The following is an 18,263-nucleotide window of genomic DNA, read 5'->3' as shown; positions in this document are numbered from 1 at the left end:
TTAGTTGAGCGGTCCGCCGGCGACGTACAGCACCTGGCCGGAGACGAAGCCGGCGGCCTCGCCCGTGAAGAAGGCGATGGCGTTGGCGATGTCCTCGGGCTCGCCGACGCGCTGCACCGGGATCTGGGTGGCGGCGGCGGCCTTGAACTCCTCGAAGCCCATCTTGACGCGGTCGGCGGTGGCCTTGGTCATCTCGGTGGCGATGAAGCCGGGGGCGACGGCGTTGGCCGTGATGCCGAACTTGCCGAGCTCGATGGCCAGCGTCTTGGTGAAGCCCTGCAGACCGGCCTTGGCGGCGGAGTAGTTGGCCTGACCCCGGTTGCCGAGCGCGGAGGACGAGGAGAGGTTGACGATCCGGCCGAAGCCCGCCTCCACCATGTGCTTCTGGACGGCCTTGGTCATCAGGAACGAGCCGCGCAGGTGGACGTTCAGGACGGTGTCCCAGTCGGAGGCGGTCATCTTGAACAGCAGGTTGTCGCGGAGCACACCGGCGTTGTTGACCAGGATGGTCGGAGCGCCGAGCTCCTCGACGACGCGCGCGATCGCGGCCTCGACCTGCGCCTCGTCCGAGACGTCCGCGCCGACGGCGACGGCCTTGCCGCCCGCCGCGGTGATCTTCTCGACGGTGTCCTTGCAGGCGGCCTCGTCGAGGTCGATCACGGCGACCGCGCGGCCCTCGGCGGCCAGTCGTACGGCGGTGGCGGCGCCGATGCCGCGCGCCCCGCCGGTGACTACCGCGACCCGCTGCTCAGTGGTGGACATTGCTGGTTCTCCTCGCGCTTGAGATGCGGCTCCCACGGTACGCCCCTCCGGTGAGCGACCGCTTAGTACCTTCAGCAGACGTGACGCTAGAAGCCCTGGCACTCGGTGTCAACGGCACACCGCGCGCGTGTGATCCATTACCTGACGAGCAGGTCGAGCAGCCGCTCCGTCTCGGCCGCCGGATCGGCGGTCAGCCCGGTGTGCACGGGGCCCGGCTGGACGACCGTGGAGCGCGGTGCGATCAGCCAGCGGAAGCGTCGGCCGGCGTCGTCGCGCGCGGCCTGCCCGGCAGCCTCGCCGCCGGTGCACACGCCCTCGACCGCGCGCAGCGCGGCCCGCACGCCGGCGACGTCCACGTCCGGGTCGAGGGCCAGCAGCCTGGTCTCGTCGAGGTGCGTGCGCACGCCCACGAAGGACTCGGCCCGGCAGTACACGAGGACTCCGGCGTTGATGCACTCGCCGCGTTCCACGCGGGGCACCACTTTCAGCACCGCGTACTCGAAGACGTTCCGCTCGCTCACTGGGCCCCCTCGATGCGCTCGTGGATGAGGCCCGCGCGCGCGAGCAGAGGCCGCGCGTAGGCCTGCCGGAGGTCGTCCGGCGTGTCGAAGCCCGGCTCGTCCGTCAGCCAGACGTCCGGAATCCCGGCGGTGACCTCGTCGAGGAGCTCCTCGGTGACCAGCGGCGCCAGTTCGGCGGCGGCCGCGGCGACATCGGGCGCGAACGGCCTGAGCGCGTGGTCGGAGATGTCGTAGGGGCGGGCCGCGGACGCTTCGGCGCCGCGCCAGTTGTGGTGCCAGATCATGGTGGCGCCGTGGTCGATGAGCCACAGCTCGCCCCGCCACATCAGCAGGTTGGGGTTGCGCCAGGAGCGGTCGACGTTGTTCACCAGCGCGTCGAACCAGACGATCCGCCCGGCCTCCTCGGGGCTCACCCGGAAGGCGAGCGGGTCGAAGCCGAGGGCCCCGGAGAGGAAATCCATGCCGAGGTTGGTGCCGCCGCTGGACTTGAGCAGCTCCTGCACCTCCTGGTCGGGTTCGCCGAGCCCCAGCACCGGGTCGAGCTCGACCGTCACGAGGCCGGGCACCCGGAAGCCGAGCCGACGGGCGAGCTCCCCGCACACGACCTCGGCGACAAGCGTCTTGCGGCCCTGTCCCGCGCCGGTGAACTTCATGACGTACGTCCCGAAGTCGTCGGCCTCGACGAGTCCCGGCAGCGAGCCGCCCTCACGCAGGGGCGTGATGTAGCGGGTCGCGGTGACCTCTTTCAGCATTTTCCCAGGCCACCCATCTCATCAACCTTGCAATCCACGATCCGTCGATGACGGTCGCCCCTTGCTTCCGGCCTCCGGCATGAAGTGAGCATAGTAACCGAGGGTGATCGCCGGCGAGGAGTGCCCGAGCCACCGTGCCAAGGTCACGACGGACTCTCCGGCTTCCAGGTGTAGGTGTTCCACGTGTTCACCGCGAGGCGTTGCCGAGTCGCGTGGTGAGCAGCAGGGAGAACTTCCTCCCCTGCCCCTCCGGCTTGCCCCACGGGGGCTCCACCTCCACCGGTGGGAACGCTTCGACGTGACGCTTCAGCTCCTCGGCCACCGAGGCGGGCAGGTCGACGGTACGGGTCTTCTTCCCCTTCGGCAGAGCGAAGTACAACCTTCCACGGATCGCCTGGATTTGGCGGCGGACATGGAGGACGCCTCGTGCGTAGTCGATGTCCTCTGGGCTCAGCCCGGACACCTCGCCCTGACGGAGCCCGCGTCCCAGGCCGAATGGAGGAGAGCTCGGACAGGATGCCGCGCTGGTAGTCGACCGAGGAGACGGTTGACTCCAACTTGGCCATGTACGCGCTGGTCCTTGTGGGCGGGGTGGTCGGTGCCGTCGAGGGCGAAATGACGCAGGGCGGTGAAGTGGATTCGACGCCCGCTGAGCAGGCCCTCGGCCGGCCGCGCGAGCTCGGCCCGAACGAGACCGGTCAGGCCGTCAGCACCATCACCCCCATCAGCGGCACCATGACAGGACTGCCCAGCCGGGCGAGTCGCGTCCCCAGCCCGGCGCGCCCTGCCGCGCGAGGCGGCAATACGCCCGCGAACAGAGCTGTGCGGGCGCCCGCCCAGGCCAGCGTGACAGCAACGGTGACGGCCGCGACCGGTGCCGGCGGACCGGTGTGGCCCGCCTCGCCCGCGGCTGCGGGCGAGGCGGTCAGCGCGAGGAGCACCGCGCAGGCGACCAGGTCGGCGCACGTGTACCAGCGGGCGCCGGACTGGCCTGCGGTGGGCCGGGCAGTGACCGGACCGCTGACCGGCCACCCCGACCACACCGCGCTCGCGGCCAGCACCGCCGCGCCCGTCCAGGGCACGACGGCACTGGTGCCCGGCAGACAGGCCACGGCCATGACGACCCCCATCACCAGATGAGGCAGCCAGCAGCGGACGGACGTCCGGCTCCGAGCGGACCAGAGCGCGGCAAGGGCGCAGCCCTCACCGAGCACGGCCATGGCCGCCATCAGCACGGTGTGCGCCGCCCCGCCGTGCGTCGCCAGGTGCGTCAGTGGCACGACGGTGCCTGCTCACCGCCGTGGCAGTGCCCACCATTGCTGCTGGGCGGCACGTCGAGGGTCGGGTTGCGGTCGAAGAAGCCGACAGGCTTGAGGGCGAAGCCCGTGTAGTCGACCGGCATGACCGGCCAGTCCTCGGGACGCGGGAAGTGGGTGAGACCGAAGGTGTGCCACAGCACGATGTCCTCGCCGTCGATGCTTCGGTCGGCGGCCGTCCAGGCGGGCAGTCCCGCGCCGCCCGGGTGCTGGTTGACCAGATCGCCCGCCGGGTAGCGCTCGTCGTCGGCATGCCGGGTGACCCACAGGTGACGGGTGGCGAAAGCCGCTCGGGAGGTGACGGACGCCGAGTCGTCGGCGAGCAGCGTCGGCAGGCCCTCGGGGACGAGGGCGTAACCGACCGGCTGACCCAGCCGGTTGCTGACCCCCGGATTGACGACGTGCCAGACCCTGCCCCGGCTGCCGTCGGCCTGCCGCTGCGCCTGCTGTTCGCTGCGCAGGCGGGTGACCTGCCGCCCGAAGGCGTTGCCGTGCGGGTTCTTGTCGCTCACGGGCACACGTACGGCATCGATCTCGTCGACGGCATTGGAGTGCCCGTCGACGGCCATGTCGAGCCGGGCGGAGAAGAGGTGCTGGTGGAAGGGCGCGCCCAGGCCGGGGGCGATCTCGGTCGCGAACTCCCGCCCCTGCTCCGGATATCCGGAGGTGAAGACGATGCCGGTGGCCTTGGACTCGCACTCGATGGTGCCGTCCAGGTAGAGGTACCAGTAGAAGCCGTAGTCGTAGTTGCCGACGGTGGTGAAGAACGAGATCACCAGGCGGCGCTGGCGGCGGGTCTCGTTGGAGCCCGCGAAGAGGTCGGAGTGCTTCCACAGCACGCCGTAGTCCTCCTCGTGCATGCAGATCGCGTTGCGGATGGTCCGCGGCTCGCCGTGCTCGTCGGCGACGACGACGTCCGTGTAGTGGATCTCGCCGAGGCAGTCGCAGCCCAGTTCCAGGGAGTTGGTGTAGCGGCCGAAGAGGTACTCACCCTGGTCGAAGTAGTTCTGCCAGAAGCGCACCGGGGACGGATCGGCGTACGGGACGACCATTTCCGCGATCGAGGCGCGGTGCACGACGGACCGGTCGCGGCCCTTTGCGCGGTCGTGAAAGCTGATCTGGTGGAGCGTCAGGCCTTCGCGGACGTTGAAGCCGAGCCGCAGGGTCCAGTTCTCCCAGCGGACGACCCCGTCCTCGACGGTGAAGCTGACTCCCTCGGGCTGGGTGATCTCGATGGGCTTGAGGGTGCTGCGGGCCGGTCCGGTGTACGCGGGGTCCTGGAAGTTGCCGGGCTCCTCGGGTACGGGGACCAGCTCGTCGTCGATGACCTGCACGACGGTGCGTGCGGTCAGGTCGACATACGCGACCAGGCCGTCGACCGGGTGGGCCCAGGGGTGGTCCTGCTCGTGGTCCTGGTGGAAACCGAAACTGCGGACGATACGACGGCCTGCCTCGCCCTCGTGGCCGTAGTGGCCGGCGGAGAGCGGGACCGCCCGTACGGTCGAGGCGTCCAGTCCCCGGCGGGCCAGCGCCTCCCGCCAGGCGTGGTCGGCATCGACGATCTCCTGAACGGTCTCGAACTCCTCGTCCAGGATCGGGAGTTGACCGGACCCCGTGGTGTCGATCTTCTCGAAGTGGTCCAGGGCGCCGCGGGTGACGGAGACGATCGTGTCGTACGAGGCGCCGTTCGCCCGATCGAGGAGCAGGATCCGCAGTCGCCGGTCCACGGGGCCGCCGGGCGAGAAGGCGAGCAGTTCGGCCTTGGCCGGTTCCTCGGGAACCACGGAGACGAAACGCACGTCTGGCCCGAGGTGCCCGGCCGTGTCCAGGACGGCGCGGGCGGCGCGTATCTCGTCGGCGGTGAGCATCGCGAGGGGGTGCGCGGTCGGCGGCACGGTGAGCCCGGCGGCGACAGCGGTGTCGGTCACGGTCATGGGGGTGCTCCTGGATCTTTCGATGGTGCGGGTGGTCAGGGAACGGGGAGGGGAGGCAGGGGAGGGGCTGCGGATTCAGGCGGGGACGGGAACCTCGCCGGTGCGGCGCCGGCGTTCCCGTACGACACCGAGCACGAAGGCCGCGGCCGGCACGCCGAGCAGCACGACAGCGAGGACGGTGGAACCGCCGATCAGCAGCGGGAAGTTGAGGACCGTCAAGGTCAGCAGAGCGGCCAGGCCCAGGCCACCCAGTGCGGGCGCCCACAGGGTGTGCCAGGGGCGGGTGTCGCTGCCCGTGCGGCGGAAGAACACCAGCACTGCGACACACGTGAGCAGCATCAGGACATCGACACCCGCGGTGGCCACGCCCGCCATCCACGTGAAGATCTCGGTGATGGGATCCATCCCGGCGAGGGTGAACACGGCGATCAGCGCGGCCGCGCTCACGGTCTGCGTCAGGGACGCCGCGTACGGCGAGTGATGGCGCGGGTGGGCGCGGCCGAGCCGCGCGGGCAGCGCCTCGCGCCCGGCGAGCGAGTGCAGATAGCGGGCGATGACGTGGTGGAAGGAGAGCACGCAGGCGAAGAGGCTGGTCACGAACAGGGCCTGGGCGAGGTGTTCGGCGAACGGCCCGAGGTAGCGGCTCACGGTCGCCATCAGCATGCCCTCCGGGTCGCGACCGGCGGCGGCCACCGCCTGCTCATCGCCCCAGGCGGACACCAGGGCCCAGCTGGAGAGGGTGTAGAAACCGCCCACGAGCGCGAGGGCCAGATAGGTGGCGCGAGGAATGGTCCGGTCAGGGTCGCGGGCCTCGCTGCGGAAGACCGCTGTGGCCTCGAAGCCGATGAACGCGGCGATGGCGAAGGTGACGGCGAGGCCCGGTGATCCGGAGGTGAGCCGGGAGGGGGTGACGAGGGCGGTGGACAGTCCGTGGTCACCACCGGTGGCCACGACAGCCATATCCAGTACGAGGACGATGCCGACCTCGCCGATCAGCAGGGCCCCGAGTACCTTGCCGCTGAGGTCGACATGCCGGTAGCCGAGCACACCGACCAGCGCGATCATCGCGCCGGTCCACAGCCACCAAGGAATGTGCGGCCCGCCGTAGGACTGGACGAGACCGTCGAGGGCGACACCGATGTACCCGTACACCGACACCTGGATCGCCGTGTAGGTGACCAGCGCGAGGAACGCCGAACCCAGACCGGCACGCCGGCCGAGCCCCTTGTCGACGTACGCGTAGAACGCCCCCGCCTCACGCACGTGTCGCGCCATCGCGCAGAAACCGACCGCGAACAGCAGCAGCACCACGCAGCAGACGGCGAACGCCGCGGGATACGCGGAACCATTGCCCAGGGCGATGCCCAGCGGCACGCTGCCGCCCACGACGGTCAGCGGCGCGGCGGCCGCCAGGACCATCAGCACGATCGAAGCGGTACCGAGAGAGCCGCGCAGACCGGGGCGGGCGGCATCGTCCCCGTCGGCGGTTGTGCGGGGTGAACTCGCCGTACTGCTCACGGTGCCTCCTGGATGATCGGCGGGAGTCGGCCTGCCCGGCAGTCTCAACACCTCCCATTGCCGCTCCGTCACACCTCCGTCACGGACCGCGGCACACCGAACGGGAATGCTCCGTGCGGGCTTTCCCGTTCGGGAACACGCCCGCGCAATACAGAGCTCATACGCCGGAAACACGACGCCTTTACCGTGCCCGTCGGCACCACCGGCACCAGGAGGACAGCGATGAGCGCCACCAGCACGGCGACACAGGCCTCTTCGCCCCCGGTGCTGCGCGGCCGCTCTCCCGTCGCGGGCCTCGACCGCCGCTCCCTCGGACCGCTGCCTGTGCTCGCCCAGTCCGTCTCGGCCGTGGCCCCGGCCGCCGCGATGGCCTCCACTCCCGCCCTGGTCACCGCGGATGCGGGCACCTCCGCGCTGTGGTCGGTGGCGCTCGCCGCGCTGCTGGCGCTGCTGGTCTCGGTGTGCGTACGGACCTTCTCGATCCGGATGGCCGCGCCGGGCGCCCTCTACAGCTTCACCGCCAAGGGCCTGGGCCCCGCCGCGGCCTTTGCCTGCGGATGCGCCTTGCTGATCGGCTACGGTGTGCTGGCCATGGGTGCCCTGACGGGCGCCGGACTGTATGCAGGGCAGCTGTTCGCGCGGCTGGGCATGACGGCCGGTCCGCCCGAACTGCTGGTCGCCCTCGTACTGTTGACGGTCGGCATCCTCACCGCGTACTTCCTCGTCAGGGGAGTGCGGCTGTCCGCGGGCCTCACTCTGTTCCTGGAGGCCGCGTCGATCGTCCTGGCCCTGGCATTCTTCGCCGTGCTCCTCGTACGCCAGGGCCCGCACCCCGACATGCGTCAACTGAAGCCACCCGATGCGAGTCCGGCGGCGCTCGCCTCGGTCGTGGCGGGCGCACTGCCCGCATTCGGCGCGTTCATCGGCTTCGAGAGCGCCACAGTGCTGGGCGCGGAGGCACGCCGGCCGTTTCTCGTCGTGGGACGGGCTGTGCGGTGGACCGTCGTGTGCTCCGCCGGCCTGTATCTGCTGGCGACCTACACCCAAGTGCTGGCGGCAGGAAGCAACGGTGTCCTGTCTCCACTGGGCGAGTTCCCCGACCACCATTCCGCGGTGCGGCTGCCCGTCCTGCTCGACCTCGGCATCGCCATCTCGTTCTTCGCCTGCGCCGTGGCCTCCGGCACCGCATTGGTACGTCTGTTGTTCTCGATGGGCCGCGAACGCATGACACCGCGCCAGCTGGGCAGGACGCATCCCACGCACGGCACGCCGCACATCGCGGTCTCCTTCGTGCTGCCCATCCTGGTGCTGGTCCCGCTCGGCCTGCTCACCACGGGTCTCGAACTGTCCACAGTGTTCACCCTGTTGCTGAGCCTGTGCACCTACGGATTCCTCACCGCCTACGCTCTCGTGTGCGTGGCCGCACCGGCGTTCCTGCACCGCATCGGCGAGCTCACCCGGGCCCCGGTGGCCGCAGCCGCAGTCTGTGTGCCGTTCCTGCTGCTCGTCCTCGCCGCCCACGCCCGGCTCAACGTGTCCGCGGGCAACGCCCTGCTGCCCGGTCTCTTCGCGGTGCTGATGGGCGCGGGAATGGTCTGGTTCCTGCTGGCCCGCCGACGTGATCCGGAGCGCGTCGGGGCGATCGGGGTGTACGACGAGACGAGCGCGCAGGACGTTCTGCACCATGTGGACAGCCGGCGGGCGCGGTGAGCGGTGACGCACTGGCCGTGAGCGGGCGCCAGCCCCGCGCCATACGGAACACGCTCGCCGTACTGCAGCACGTGGCAGCAGCCGGACCGGGCGTCACTGCCAAGGAGATCTCCACCGAACTGCGGCTGGCATCCGCCACGACGTACCGGCTCCTCAATCTGCTGGTCGAGGAGGAATACCTCGTGCGGATGCCCGATCTGCGCGGCTTCGCCCTGGGCCGCAACGTCGTCGGCCTCGCGGGCCCGCGCCCGGTCCCCGCGGTGCCCGCGGCCGCGCACGCCGTGGTCTCGCGGCTGCGCGGGCATATACGGTTCGGGGTCCACCTGGCCGGATACGCCGATGGGCACATCTACTTCACCGATCCGGACCCGGATCACCCGCCGACCGACGCCGGCGTCCTTACCCGCCACCCACACGCCTCGGCCCTCGGCAAACTACTCCTCGCCGAAGGACAGGAGCTGCCCGCCCACCTGCCCGCGCTGACGCGGCACACCCTCACCACGCCTGCGTCCCTCGCCGCCGAACTCGACCGTGTCCGCGCCGAAGGAATCGCCGAGCAGCGGTGCGAACTCGATCCGCACCATGCCTGCCTGGCCGTGCCCGTCCACAGCGCCGCCACCGGCCGCCTGGCCGCGGCTCTCGCCGTCTGCGGCACTCCCGACCGGCTCGGCGATCCGGGCACTGCCCTGGTCGACCGACTGCGGCAATGCGCGAAGGAGCTGACATCCTTGGTGGTCTGAACAGAGGGCAGTGGAGCCCACCGCAATTCCCGCCCGGCGCCGTCGTTCTCCACGCCACCGTCGCCTTCCGGGTCGCCGTCCGCCGCCCGCTCCCCGTCCCGTCCGGCCGCGCGCGCATCCGGCTCCGCGGCGGCCGTGACTCAGCCGGTACAGACCGGTGCGGGGGACACCCTGAGGCAGCGCCGCCGCCGTCCGCGGAGGAGCGGTATCCCGTGGACGCCGCCGGGGTCGGTGGGACGTTCATGGCTTGGTCATCCGGTTCCCGAACAGCTTCTTCCAGTCGTCGTAGGCGGCGCGCTCCTGGCTCTCGTCCTCCAGGTCGACCGCCCATTCTGCGATGGCGCGGGCCCGGTTGAGCGCGTTGGCCACGGCGAGTTTCTGAGTCGCGTTCATGACAGCGTTGACGTCACCGCCCAGGCCGGCGGGGTCGGGCCACTCGTCGCCGATGCGTTCGGCGGCGGTGGCCAGGAACAGCACGATCTCGTCCTGGTAGCGCCCTGTCGGCGGTTTCACGAGCGACTGGGCCATGACCTCCAGCAGGAAGGAGGGCGACACGGGCTCGCCGAGTTCACGCCCGTTGGCGGTTCATCTCCGCGTCGAACTCCAGGCCGAGCAGGATCGCCAGATTCGTGATCCACAGCCACACCGATTCGCCGCCGGCGGACCGCGACCGCTCCCGATCGCGCGCGAATGCCGTCGCCGGCTGAACAGCGGGTCGGCTCCGGCCGTACTGGTGTGCAGATCACTGGGCACGCCGTACCGTGCGCAGATCACGAGGCTTCCAGGGAAGGGAACGTCAGCATGACCAGCGAATCGCTTCAGCCCGTCGCCGGCCCCAGCCGCCGCACCGTCGTGGCGACGGTCGGGGCGGCCGGGATCGCCGTCGCGCTGACCGCGTGCGGGTCGGACTCGGACGACAAGGACACCTCCGGCTCCGCGGGCACGGCCGGCACCGTCCTCGCGAAGACCTCGGACATCCCGGAGGGCGGCGGCAAGATCTTCAAGGATCCGGCCGTGGTGGTCACGCAGCCGACGGCGGGCACGTTCAAGGCGTTCTCGTCGAACTGCACGCACAAGGGGTGCCCGGTGACCAGTGTGGCCGACGGCGTGATCGTCTGCCCCTGTCACCACAGCGAGTTCTCCATCGAGGACGGCAGCGTGAAGAGGGTTCCGGCGACGAAGCCACTGCCCGCCGTCGAGATCACCGTGTCCGGGGACGAGATCAAACTGGCCTGAGCGCCGTCAACCGCGTCCGGACCGCCGTGGCCGCTTGAAGCAGCCGAGCACTTCGTCGGTGGCCGCCAGGGTCGCCACCAGCGCGAGCGTGTTGCGGATCATGGCGGGGGTGTAGTCGGAGGGCACCCCCGCGATGGCGTCCGTCGGCACTACGGCGGTGTAGCCGCGGTTGACCGCGTCGAAGACGGCATTGGGGATCGCCACGTTGGCCGAGACACCGGTGACGATCAGCGTGCGGCAGCCGAGGTTGCGCAGCAGGGCGTCGACATCGGTCCCCTGGAGGGGCGACAGGCCGTGCAGGCGCCGTACGACGAAGTCCTCCTGGGCGACCTCGATCGGGGGCGCGACGCGCACCGCGGTGGTCCCGGTCAGCTGCTGGACGGGGAGTCGTTCGGCAGCGCGGAAGAGGCGGGCGTTGCGGCTGGCACCCCGGCCGTCCGGGCGGCGCTCGGCGACGGCGTGGATCACCTGGATCCCGCTCTCGTGCGCGGCGGCGACCAGCCGGGCGACGTTGGCGAGGGCGCCCGACGACCGTGCGGCCCGGGCGAGTTCGGGCAGCGCGCTGTCGGGTCCGACGACGCCCTGCTGGCATTCGACGGTGAGCAGCACCGTGCTCGCGGGGTCGAGGAGTTCGCTGAGCTGCTCGTACGACGGCATGGCGCTTCCTTGTCGCCGACGGTGTGGGGCGGGCGAGACTAGCCGCCATTGCGCGGGGACGGAAGACGAACCATTCTTTTCTGACGCACTGTCAGAGGATCTCCCCTCTCCGGGAGGACCGGCTCTGGCACGACGTGAGAGAAGAAGAGGGGGCCGTATGACCGTCACTCAGCGCCGTGGCCGCAAGATCATGATGACACCGGGCGAGCTGGACGAGTTCCTCACCAGCCAGCGCACCTGCCGGGTCGCCACCGTGTCGGTGGACGGCGCGCCGCACGTCAGCACGCTGTGGTTCGCCTGGGACGGCACCTCGATGTGGCTGTACTCGGTGGTGCGCAGCAAGCGCTGGACCGACCTGCGCCGTGATCCCCGGGTCGCGATCGTGGTCGACACGGGCGAGGAGTACGACGAACTGCGCGGCGTCGAGCTGTCCGGGGCGGTGGAGTTCGCGGGCGAGAGCCCGCGCACCGGGGAGCTGCGCGCGGAACTCGACGTCCCGGAGACCCTGTTCGCCCGCAAGAACTTCGGTCTGGAGGAGATGCCGCACGACGGCCGGCACGCGTGGGTGCGGCTGACGCCCGAGAAGATCGTGTCCTGGGACTTCCGCAAGCTGGGCGCCGCGTAGGGGCGTTCAGCCGACGCGCTCCGCCGCCGCCCGCAGCGCCTCGACCGCCGCGCGGATCGACGGGCGGCGGTCGGCGTCCGCGCGCCAGACGACGTAGACGTGCCGACGCACCCGCTGCCGGAGCGGGACGGTGACGACCCCGGGCGGCATCGGATGCCGGCCCAGCAGGGGCGCGATGCACACTCCCAGTCCGGCCGCGACCAGTCCGAGCTGGGTGTGCGTCTCGCCGGCGCGGTGGCCGACGATCGGCTCGACGCCGCGGGAGCGCAGGGTGTACATCAGCCACTCGTGGCAGAACTCGCCCTCGCCCCAGGTGATCCACTCGTCCTCGGCGAACTCCCCGAGGTCCACCTCGCCCCGCCCGGCGAGCGGATGGTCGGCCGGCAGGGCCACGTCGGCGGGGTCGTCGAGGATCGGCGCCGTCACCAGGCCGTCGGGCACCGGCATCGGCTTGTTGTACCAGTCGAGTACGACCGCCAGGTCCAGGTCGCCGCGCACCACGGCGGCGATCCCGGCCTCGGGTTCCAGCTCGCACGAGCGCACCCGCAGCGCCGGGTGCTCGGCGCGCAGTGCGGCGAGCGCGGTGGGGAACAGCCCGCGTGCCGCGGTCGGGAACGCCGACAGCCTGAGCTCGCCCACGACCTGCCCGCGCTGCGCCTCCAGGTCGGACTGGGCGAGCTGCACCTGCGACAGGATGCGCGCCGCGTGGTCGGCGAGCAGCCGGCCCGCGTCCGTCAGCCGTACACCCCGGCCGTGCTTGGCCAGGAGCCGCTGGCCGACCTCCCGCTCCAGCTTGGCCATCTGCTGCGAGACGGCCGACGTGGTGATGTGCAGCCCTTCGGCCGCCCCGCTGACCGAGCCGTGCCGGGCGAGGGCGTCGAGGGTGCGCAGGCGCTCCAGGTTCAACATGTAAGTGATGCTACGAGATATCGGGTGCAAAATCTCGATTGTGCTACGAGGTCGCCTCCAGCATCGTTGTCCCCATGAGTACCGTCACCGTCACCCGGAAGCCCGTTCGCACCACTCCCCGCCCGCGCCGCGCCCTGGACTGGCGCCTCCGCTTCGGCACCCTGTCGCTGATCTGGGGCTTCAGCTTCCTCCTCATCAAGGTGGGCACCGAGGGGTACGCCCCCTTCCAGGTCACGCTCGGCCGGCTGGTGTTCGGGACGGCGGTACTCGCGGTGGCCATGGCCGTCAAGGGCGAACGACTCCCGCGCGGCGGGCGGACCTGGGCGCATCTCGCGGTCGCCGCCTTCCTGCTCAACGCGCTGCCCTTCTCCCTCTTCGCCTACGCGGAGCTGACGATCCCGTCCACGCTGGCGGGCATCTGCAACGCGACCTCTCCCCTGTGGGGCATGGCCCTCTCCCTGGTCGCCCTCTCCGAGGACCGCCCGACCCGGCTCAGGGTCGCCGGTCTCGGCCTCGGCTTCCTCGGCGTCCTGACCGTGCTCGGCGCCTGGCAGGGCTTCCACGGCCTGGACGCCACGGGCACGGCGATGGCCCTACTGGCCTCTCTCAGCTATCCGATCGGCTGGATCTACGTCCGCCGCACGCTCGCCGGGTCCACCCACTCGCACCTTTCCCTGACCGGCGCCCAGTTGCTGCTGGCGACCGCCCAACTGGCAGCTGTCACCCCGCTGTTCACCACCACGCCGACGCACTTCGCGCTCGTGCCCCTGCTGGCGACCGCCGCACTGGGCACCCTCGGCACCGGGCTCGCCGTCCTCATCCAGTACGGACTGGTCGCCGAAGTCGGCCCGACAACCGCCCAGATGGTCACGTACTTCATCCCGGTCATCGCCACGGCCGCGGGCGTCGCGATCCTCGGCGAGTCGCTGACCTGGTCGACGCCGACCGGAGCGGCGATCGTGCTGGCGGGCGCGGCGCTGACGCAGGTCCGCGCCAAGGCGTAGCGCGCCGCTGAGCGCGGTCGCGCCTGAGGGCCCGTCCTCAGGCGTAACCGCGCACCGGCGCCGGGCCCACCGCGGAGGCGACCGCGTCCGCCAGGGGGCCGATCTCGGCGGCGGTCAGGGTCGAGACGGTGATCCGGATGCCGGGCGGCGCGCTCATCCGGAAGCGTGCGCCGGGGGCGACCGCCCAGCCGGCGTGCAGCAGCCGGGCGACGGCTCCGGTCTCGTCGGGGACCGGGATCCAGACGTTCATGCCGCTGCGGCCGTGGGCCTCGATCCCCCGCTCGGCGAGCGCGCCGATCAGCGCGTCCCGGCGGCGGCCGTACGCCGCCGCGACCGCCGGCGCGTCCACCGCGCCGTCGGTCCACAGCCGCAGCACGGCCCGCTGGGTGATCCGGCTGACCCAGCCGGGCCCGAGCCGCTGCCGGCCGCGGACCCGGTCGAGGGTGACGGCGTCCCCGGTGAGCACCGCGAGCCGCAGGTCGGGGCCGTACGCCTTGGCGACCGAGCGGACGAAGGCCCAGTTCCGGGTGGTGCCGGCGAGGGGGTGCAGGGGGAGGTCGACGATGCGGTGGCCGTGGTCGTCCTCGAGGAGGAGGGTGTCGGGGTACTGGCGGAGTACGGAACGCAGGGCACGCGCGCGTGTGGCGCTCACCGCGGCGCCCGTGGGGTTCTGGGCCCGGTCCGTGACGATCAGGGCGCGCGCTCCGGAGTCCAGGGCCCGGCGCACGGCGTCCGGGAGCGGGCCTTCGTCGTCGACGCCGACGGCAGCCGTGCGCAGGCCGAGCGCGGGGACCAGGTCGAGCAGGCTGCCCCAGCCGGGGTCCTCCACAGCGACCGTGTCACCGGGTTTGAGGTGCGCCGCGAGGACCCGCTCGACGGCGTCCAGCGAACCGGAGGTGACGGCGAGTGGACCCTCCGGTACACCGTCGGCGCGCAGGTCGGCCCGCGCGATACGCACGAGCTCGGGCTCCACCGGATCATGGCCGTACAGCACCGGCTCCCGGTCTGCCTGTCCGGCGGCCGCGGCGAACGCGGGCGCGAGCGGCGGCAGCAGTGCCGGATCCGGGTTGCCGTCGGCCACGTCCCGCACTCCCTCCGGCACCTCCACCCGGATGCGCTCGCGCCCCGTGGTGGCCGGCTTGGCCCGCACCCGGCTGCCCCGTCGCCCGGCGGTCTCGATGATCCCGCGCTCGCGCAGGGTGCGGTAGGCGGCCGCGACGGTATTGGGGTTCACCTCGAGCCGCTCCGCCAACTCCCGCATCGGCGGCAGCAGTTGACCGGGTTGCAGGTCACCGGCGCCCACCGCGCGTTCGACGCTCGCCGAAATCTCCGCTGCGCGCCGACCCTGGATCGGATATTCTCCTAGCACAAAGCCAATTATGCACTAGTGCAATGGAGAGCGCCATGCAGGGGACCCAGCGGACGCCGTCGCGACCCGCCGCCTACAGCCCGACCGACCGCACGGTCCCCACGCGTGCCGCGCAGAAGGCGTCGTACGACAAGGAACTGGTGCACGCGATACTCGACGAGGGCTACGTCTGCCATCTCGGTTTTGTCCGCGACGGCGCACCGGTGGTGCTGCCCACGCTGTACGGCCGGGTCGGCGAGCGGCTCTATGTGCACGGCTCGACCGGCTCGCGTCCGCTGCGGATGACGGGGGAGGCCGACCCGGGGCTGCCGGTGTGCCTCACGGTCACCCACGTCGACGCGCTGATCCTGGCCCGCTCGGCCTTCCATCACTCCATCAACTACCGCTCGGTGGTGGTGCACGGCATCGCCCATGACGTGACGGACCCCGAGGAGAAGCGGCAGGCGCTCGACGCCCTCGTCGACCACGTCGTACCCGGCCGCGCCGCCGACTCCCGGCCCGCGAACAAGAAGGAGCTGGCCGCCACCGCCGTGATCCGCCTCGACCTGAACGAGGTCTCCGCCAAGCTCCGCACGGGCGGCGTGAACGACGAGCCCGAGGACCTCGCCCTCCCGCACTGGGCCGGCGTCGTCCCCCTGCGCAAGGGCTACGACGCCCCGCTCGCCGACCCCGACCTGGCCTCCGGCACCGAGGTCCCGGACTATCTGGCGGTGCTGTGATGCTGATCCGTCCCTGGGACGCGCCCGGCGACGACAGCGAGTGGCGGGGGTTCGTAACTGTTGCCGCTCGAGCGTGCACGAGTGCGTTCTCGCGAGCATGAGTGAGCGTCGGCGGCCGGGCGTGCGGACGGGCCGGCCGGCTATGCGGTGGTCCAACTTGCGTGCCGCGTTCGTTGCGCAGCAGGGCCCTTCACCGGAGGGGCCCCTCCGGTGAAGGGCCGCTCCCCCGGACCCGCAGCACCCCCGGCGCACGCGACTGCAGGCGTGCCGACCGGGGGTCCTCCGGCAAGGGGCCCGTGTCAGGCGGGCGTCGCCGCGCCCCGTGCCTCCGCCAGTGCGAGGCCCGTGACCGAGCCGAGCATCAGTAGCGTGCCGGCGAGGGTCGCGGGGGTGAGTCGTTCGCCGAGCAGGGCGACGGCGAGGACCGCCGCGCCGACCGGCTCCAGCAACATGATCACGGAGACGGTGGCGGACCGTACGACGGCCGCGCCCGCGAAGTAGAGGGCGTACGCGAGGGCCGTGGGGACGGTCGCGATGTACGCCAGCAGCCACAGGATCCGGCCGGGGGCGGCGGTGTGCGGCACCAGCCCCTCGGCCAGGGCGAACGGCAGCAGGCACACGCTGGTGACCGCGAACGCGCCCACCGACGTACCGGCGGCGTCCACCGCGCCGCCGCGGCCCCACCAGCGCGTGAACAGGGTCATCGCGCTGTAGCCGGCGGCCGACACCAGCGCCAGCAGCACGCCCCACGGGCGTACGGTCGTGCCTCCGGCGCCGGCCACGAGCACCACGAGGCCGACGAGCGCCCCGGCGACGGCGACGACCCCGCCGCGGCCGAGCCGCTCCCCCATGGTCAGCCGTGCGCCGAGCGCGATGAGGACGGGGCCGGCGCCGAGCGTGACGACCGTGGCGACGGCGAGGCCGGTGGCGGAGACGGCCGCGAAGTAGGCCGTCTGGAACACGGCCAGCCCCACACCCGTGACGCCGGCGCGCAGCGCCTTGTGGCGCGGTGACAGCGCTGCGGCGGTGCGGGCGCGTGGACGCAGGCAGCGGGCGGCGAGCAACACGACGAGCCCGGCCGCGCAGCGCCAGAACGACAGGGTGACGGCGCCGAGGTCACTGGACCGGTAGACGAGGGAGGCGGCCGCGCCGGCGGTGCCCCACGCGACACCGGCGACGATCAGATACAGCAGGCCTCGCCCGACGGGCAGGCCGGATACAGCAGTGGACATGCGTTCTCTCCGCAGACGCGCAGCGAAAGTGCGCGGAAGTTCGGGAAAGGACCCCGGCTCAGCGAGGGTCCGCGGACTTCGTCTGCGGGCAGCACCGTTCGGCCCGGCGACGTGCCGGGCGGGATGACCGGAGGGCCCGCCTCAGGCGGCGGGCGGCGGAAGAACGAGTGCGTCCGAAGGCATGATCCGCACCTTATGCCGCCGTTCCGCGGGCCGACAACTCCCTTTCGGGCGTGCCACTCGCCACCGGCTCCGCCGAGCCCTCGGCGGGCGTGGACGACTGCGCGATGAACGCGCCGATCAATACCACGGCACCACCCGCGATCTGCGGCGCCGAGAGGTGCTCGCCCAGAAGTACCCAGGCCAGGACGGTCGCGATGACCGCCTCCAGGCAGGCCACCACGCCCGCGACCTGCGGGGAGAGCCGACGTACGGAGACCACGCCGGTGATGTACGCGACGACCGTGGCGACGAGCACGATCCAGGCCAGCAGCAGCCAGGCCGGGACCGCGGTGCCGTCCATCCGCGCGCTGTGCGCGAGCACGGACCAGTCCATGCTCCAAGGACGGGCGACGACGGTCAGTACGAGGGCACCCCCGAGGAGGCCGTAGGCGATGACACCGAGCGGGTCGGGGGCGTCTTCGCCGGAGTCGCTGCCCTGGTCGGACAGGACGAAGTACCCGACCTGGCAGCAGGCGGCGCCGAGCGCGAGGAGCAGTCCGAGCGTGTCGAAGCTCAGCCCCGACCACACCTCGACGACGCAGGCGAGCCCACCGGCCGCGAGAACCACACCGAGGGCCGCGGCGCGCGTCACCGGCCTCCGCTGCACGAACCGCACCCAGCCGAGGACCAGGGCGGGCGCGAGGTATTCGACCAGCAGGGCGACCCCGACCGGGATACGGGAGATCGCGGCGAAGTAGCAGGCCTGGACGCCGGCCACGGCGAGCAGGCCGAATCCGGCGAGCAGCGCGGGTCGGCGGCGCACCAGCGCGCGGTGACGCACCGCGAGGGGCAGCATCACCAGGGCCGCCCCGGCGACCCGCAGCCACACCACGTGCAGCGGGTCCAGGCCCGCCTCGATCAACGGCTTGGCCGCGACTCCGGACCCACCGAAGGCCAGTGCCGACGCGAGCGCGAGACCCAGTCCGACGCCCTTTCCGCGGCCGACCCGACTGCTCTCTGACGTATGCACCGGCACATGATGACAGGCGACGACATGAGCGTCACCTCCGATGACACCTGTCTCACCGACTGGACCC

Annotated in this window: 19 protein-coding genes and 1 pseudogene; 6 read left to right on the top strand and 14 right to left on the bottom strand. The window is 71.7% G+C overall.

Annotated elements, in window-relative coordinates; genetic code table 11:
- From fabG to ACFY16_RS32710, 7 genes are all read right to left on the bottom strand, one after another.
- Positions 1–762, bottom strand: a complete 762-nt coding sequence (gene fabG, locus ACFY16_RS32740; protein ID WP_390650837.1) for a 3-oxoacyl-ACP reductase FabG — start codon at positions 760–762, stop codon at positions 1–3.
- A gap of 137 nt (positions 763–899) precedes the next feature.
- Complete coding sequence (locus ACFY16_RS32735; protein WP_390650836.1) at positions 900–1,283, bottom strand: DUF3037 domain-containing protein; 384 nt, start codon at positions 1,281–1,283, stop codon at positions 900–902.
- Complete coding sequence (locus ACFY16_RS32730; RefSeq protein WP_390650835.1) at positions 1,280–2,035, bottom strand: HipA family kinase; 756 nt, start codon at positions 2,033–2,035, stop codon at positions 1,280–1,282. The genes ACFY16_RS32735 and ACFY16_RS32730 overlap by 4 nt, the downstream gene beginning before the upstream one ends.
- A gap of 187 nt (positions 2,036–2,222) precedes the next feature.
- Entirely contained in the window at positions 2,223–2,414 is a 192-nt protein-coding gene (locus tag ACFY16_RS32725; RefSeq protein ID WP_390650834.1) for a hypothetical protein, read from the bottom strand.
- A 319-nt stretch (positions 2,415–2,733) separates the two neighbouring features.
- Positions 2,734–3,315, bottom strand: a complete 582-nt coding sequence (locus ACFY16_RS32720) for a hypothetical protein (protein ID WP_390650833.1) — start codon at positions 3,313–3,315, stop codon at positions 2,734–2,736.
- Positions 3,306–5,285 carry a primary-amine oxidase gene (locus ACFY16_RS32715; protein WP_390650832.1) on the bottom strand — a complete coding sequence of 660 codons (1,980 nt, stop codon included), beginning with the start codon at positions 5,283–5,285 and terminating at the stop codon, positions 3,306–3,308. Before ACFY16_RS32715 ends, ACFY16_RS32720 begins: the two co-directional genes overlap by 10 nt.
- Positions 5,286–5,360: 75 nt before the next feature.
- Positions 5,361–6,803: an APC family permease gene (locus tag ACFY16_RS32710; RefSeq protein WP_390650831.1), complete on the bottom strand. Its 1,443-nt coding sequence runs from the start codon at positions 6,801–6,803 to the stop codon at positions 5,361–5,363.
- Between the two features lie 222 nt (positions 6,804–7,025).
- On the opposite strand from ACFY16_RS32710, the gene ACFY16_RS32705 reads away from it, so the two are divergent.
- The gene (locus ACFY16_RS32705; RefSeq protein ID WP_390650830.1) at positions 7,026–8,513 is read left to right on the top strand and encodes an APC family permease; all 1,488 of its coding nucleotides are present in this window, start codon (positions 7,026–7,028) and stop codon (positions 8,511–8,513) included.
- A 17-nt stretch (positions 8,514–8,530) separates the two neighbouring features.
- Positions 8,531–9,253 (top strand): IclR family transcriptional regulator, encoded by a 723-nt coding sequence (locus ACFY16_RS32700; protein WP_390650829.1) that lies wholly within the window; start codon positions 8,531–8,533, stop codon positions 9,251–9,253.
- Between the two features lie 240 nt (positions 9,254–9,493).
- Here the strand turns inward: ACFY16_RS32700 and ACFY16_RS32695 are convergent, their stop codons facing one another.
- Both ACFY16_RS32695 and ACFY16_RS32690 read right to left on the bottom strand, forming a co-directional pair.
- Positions 9,494–9,808, bottom strand: coding sequence for a hypothetical protein (locus ACFY16_RS32695; protein ID WP_390650828.1), 315 nt, complete (start codon positions 9,806–9,808; stop codon positions 9,494–9,496).
- A gap of 16 nt (positions 9,809–9,824) precedes the next feature.
- Positions 9,825–9,899: pseudogene (locus ACFY16_RS32690) on the bottom strand (YihY/virulence factor BrkB family protein); the annotation flags it as partial.
- A gap of 155 nt (positions 9,900–10,054) precedes the next feature.
- Between ACFY16_RS32690 and ACFY16_RS32685 the strand changes: the two are divergent.
- On the top strand, positions 10,055–10,489 hold the full coding sequence (locus ACFY16_RS32685) for a Rieske 2Fe-2S domain-containing protein (RefSeq protein WP_390650827.1): 435 nt from the start codon (positions 10,055–10,057) through the stop codon (positions 10,487–10,489).
- Between the two features lie 6 nt (positions 10,490–10,495).
- Here ACFY16_RS32685 and ACFY16_RS32680 read toward each other — a convergent pair whose 3' ends face one another.
- Positions 10,496–11,146, bottom strand: coding sequence for a cysteine hydrolase (locus tag ACFY16_RS32680; RefSeq protein ID WP_390650826.1), 651 nt, complete (start codon positions 11,144–11,146; stop codon positions 10,496–10,498).
- Positions 11,147–11,303: 157 nt separating this feature from the next.
- Here ACFY16_RS32680 and ACFY16_RS32675 point away from each other — a divergent pair, with 157 nt between their 5' ends.
- Positions 11,304–11,771 carry a pyridoxamine 5'-phosphate oxidase family protein gene (locus tag ACFY16_RS32675; protein ID WP_390650825.1) on the top strand — a complete coding sequence of 156 codons (468 nt, stop codon included), beginning with the start codon at positions 11,304–11,306 and terminating at the stop codon, positions 11,769–11,771.
- A 6-nt stretch (positions 11,772–11,777) separates the two neighbouring features.
- Here ACFY16_RS32675 and ACFY16_RS32670 read toward each other — a convergent pair whose 3' ends face one another.
- The gene (locus tag ACFY16_RS32670) at positions 11,778–12,680 is read right to left on the bottom strand and encodes a LysR family transcriptional regulator (RefSeq protein ID WP_390650824.1); all 903 of its coding nucleotides are present in this window, start codon (positions 12,678–12,680) and stop codon (positions 11,778–11,780) included.
- 74 nt (positions 12,681–12,754) lie between these two features.
- On the opposite strand from ACFY16_RS32670, the gene ACFY16_RS32665 reads away from it, so the two are divergent.
- The gene (locus ACFY16_RS32665; RefSeq protein WP_390650823.1) at positions 12,755–13,684 is read left to right on the top strand and encodes a DMT family transporter; all 930 of its coding nucleotides are present in this window, start codon (positions 12,755–12,757) and stop codon (positions 13,682–13,684) included.
- Between the two features lie 37 nt (positions 13,685–13,721).
- Here the strand turns inward: ACFY16_RS32665 and ACFY16_RS32660 are convergent, their stop codons facing one another.
- On the bottom strand, positions 13,722–15,053 hold the full coding sequence (locus ACFY16_RS32660) for an aminotransferase class I/II-fold pyridoxal phosphate-dependent enzyme (RefSeq protein WP_390650822.1): 1,332 nt from the start codon (positions 15,051–15,053) through the stop codon (positions 13,722–13,724).
- Between the two features lie 35 nt (positions 15,054–15,088).
- Here ACFY16_RS32660 and ACFY16_RS32655 point away from each other — a divergent pair, with 35 nt between their 5' ends.
- Positions 15,089–15,772 carry a pyridoxamine 5'-phosphate oxidase family protein gene (locus ACFY16_RS32655; RefSeq protein WP_390650821.1) on the top strand — a complete coding sequence of 228 codons (684 nt, stop codon included), beginning with the start codon at positions 15,089–15,091 and terminating at the stop codon, positions 15,770–15,772.
- A gap of 299 nt (positions 15,773–16,071) precedes the next feature.
- Here ACFY16_RS32655 and ACFY16_RS32650 read toward each other — a convergent pair whose 3' ends face one another.
- Positions 16,072–17,004 (bottom strand): DMT family transporter, encoded by a 933-nt coding sequence (locus ACFY16_RS32650; protein ID WP_390650820.1) that lies wholly within the window; start codon positions 17,002–17,004, stop codon positions 16,072–16,074.
- A 193-nt stretch (positions 17,005–17,197) separates the two neighbouring features.
- On the bottom strand, positions 17,198–18,202 hold the full coding sequence (locus ACFY16_RS32645; protein WP_390650819.1) for a DMT family transporter: 1,005 nt from the start codon (positions 18,200–18,202) through the stop codon (positions 17,198–17,200).
- Positions 18,203–18,263: the final 61 nt, after the last annotated feature.

Origin of the sequence: Streptomyces sp. NPDC001315 (assembly GCF_042896175.1) — a bacterium.
Lineage (GTDB): Bacteria > Actinomycetota > Actinomycetes > Streptomycetales > Streptomycetaceae > Streptomyces.
This window is presented reverse-complemented; position numbering and strand designations above follow the sequence as displayed.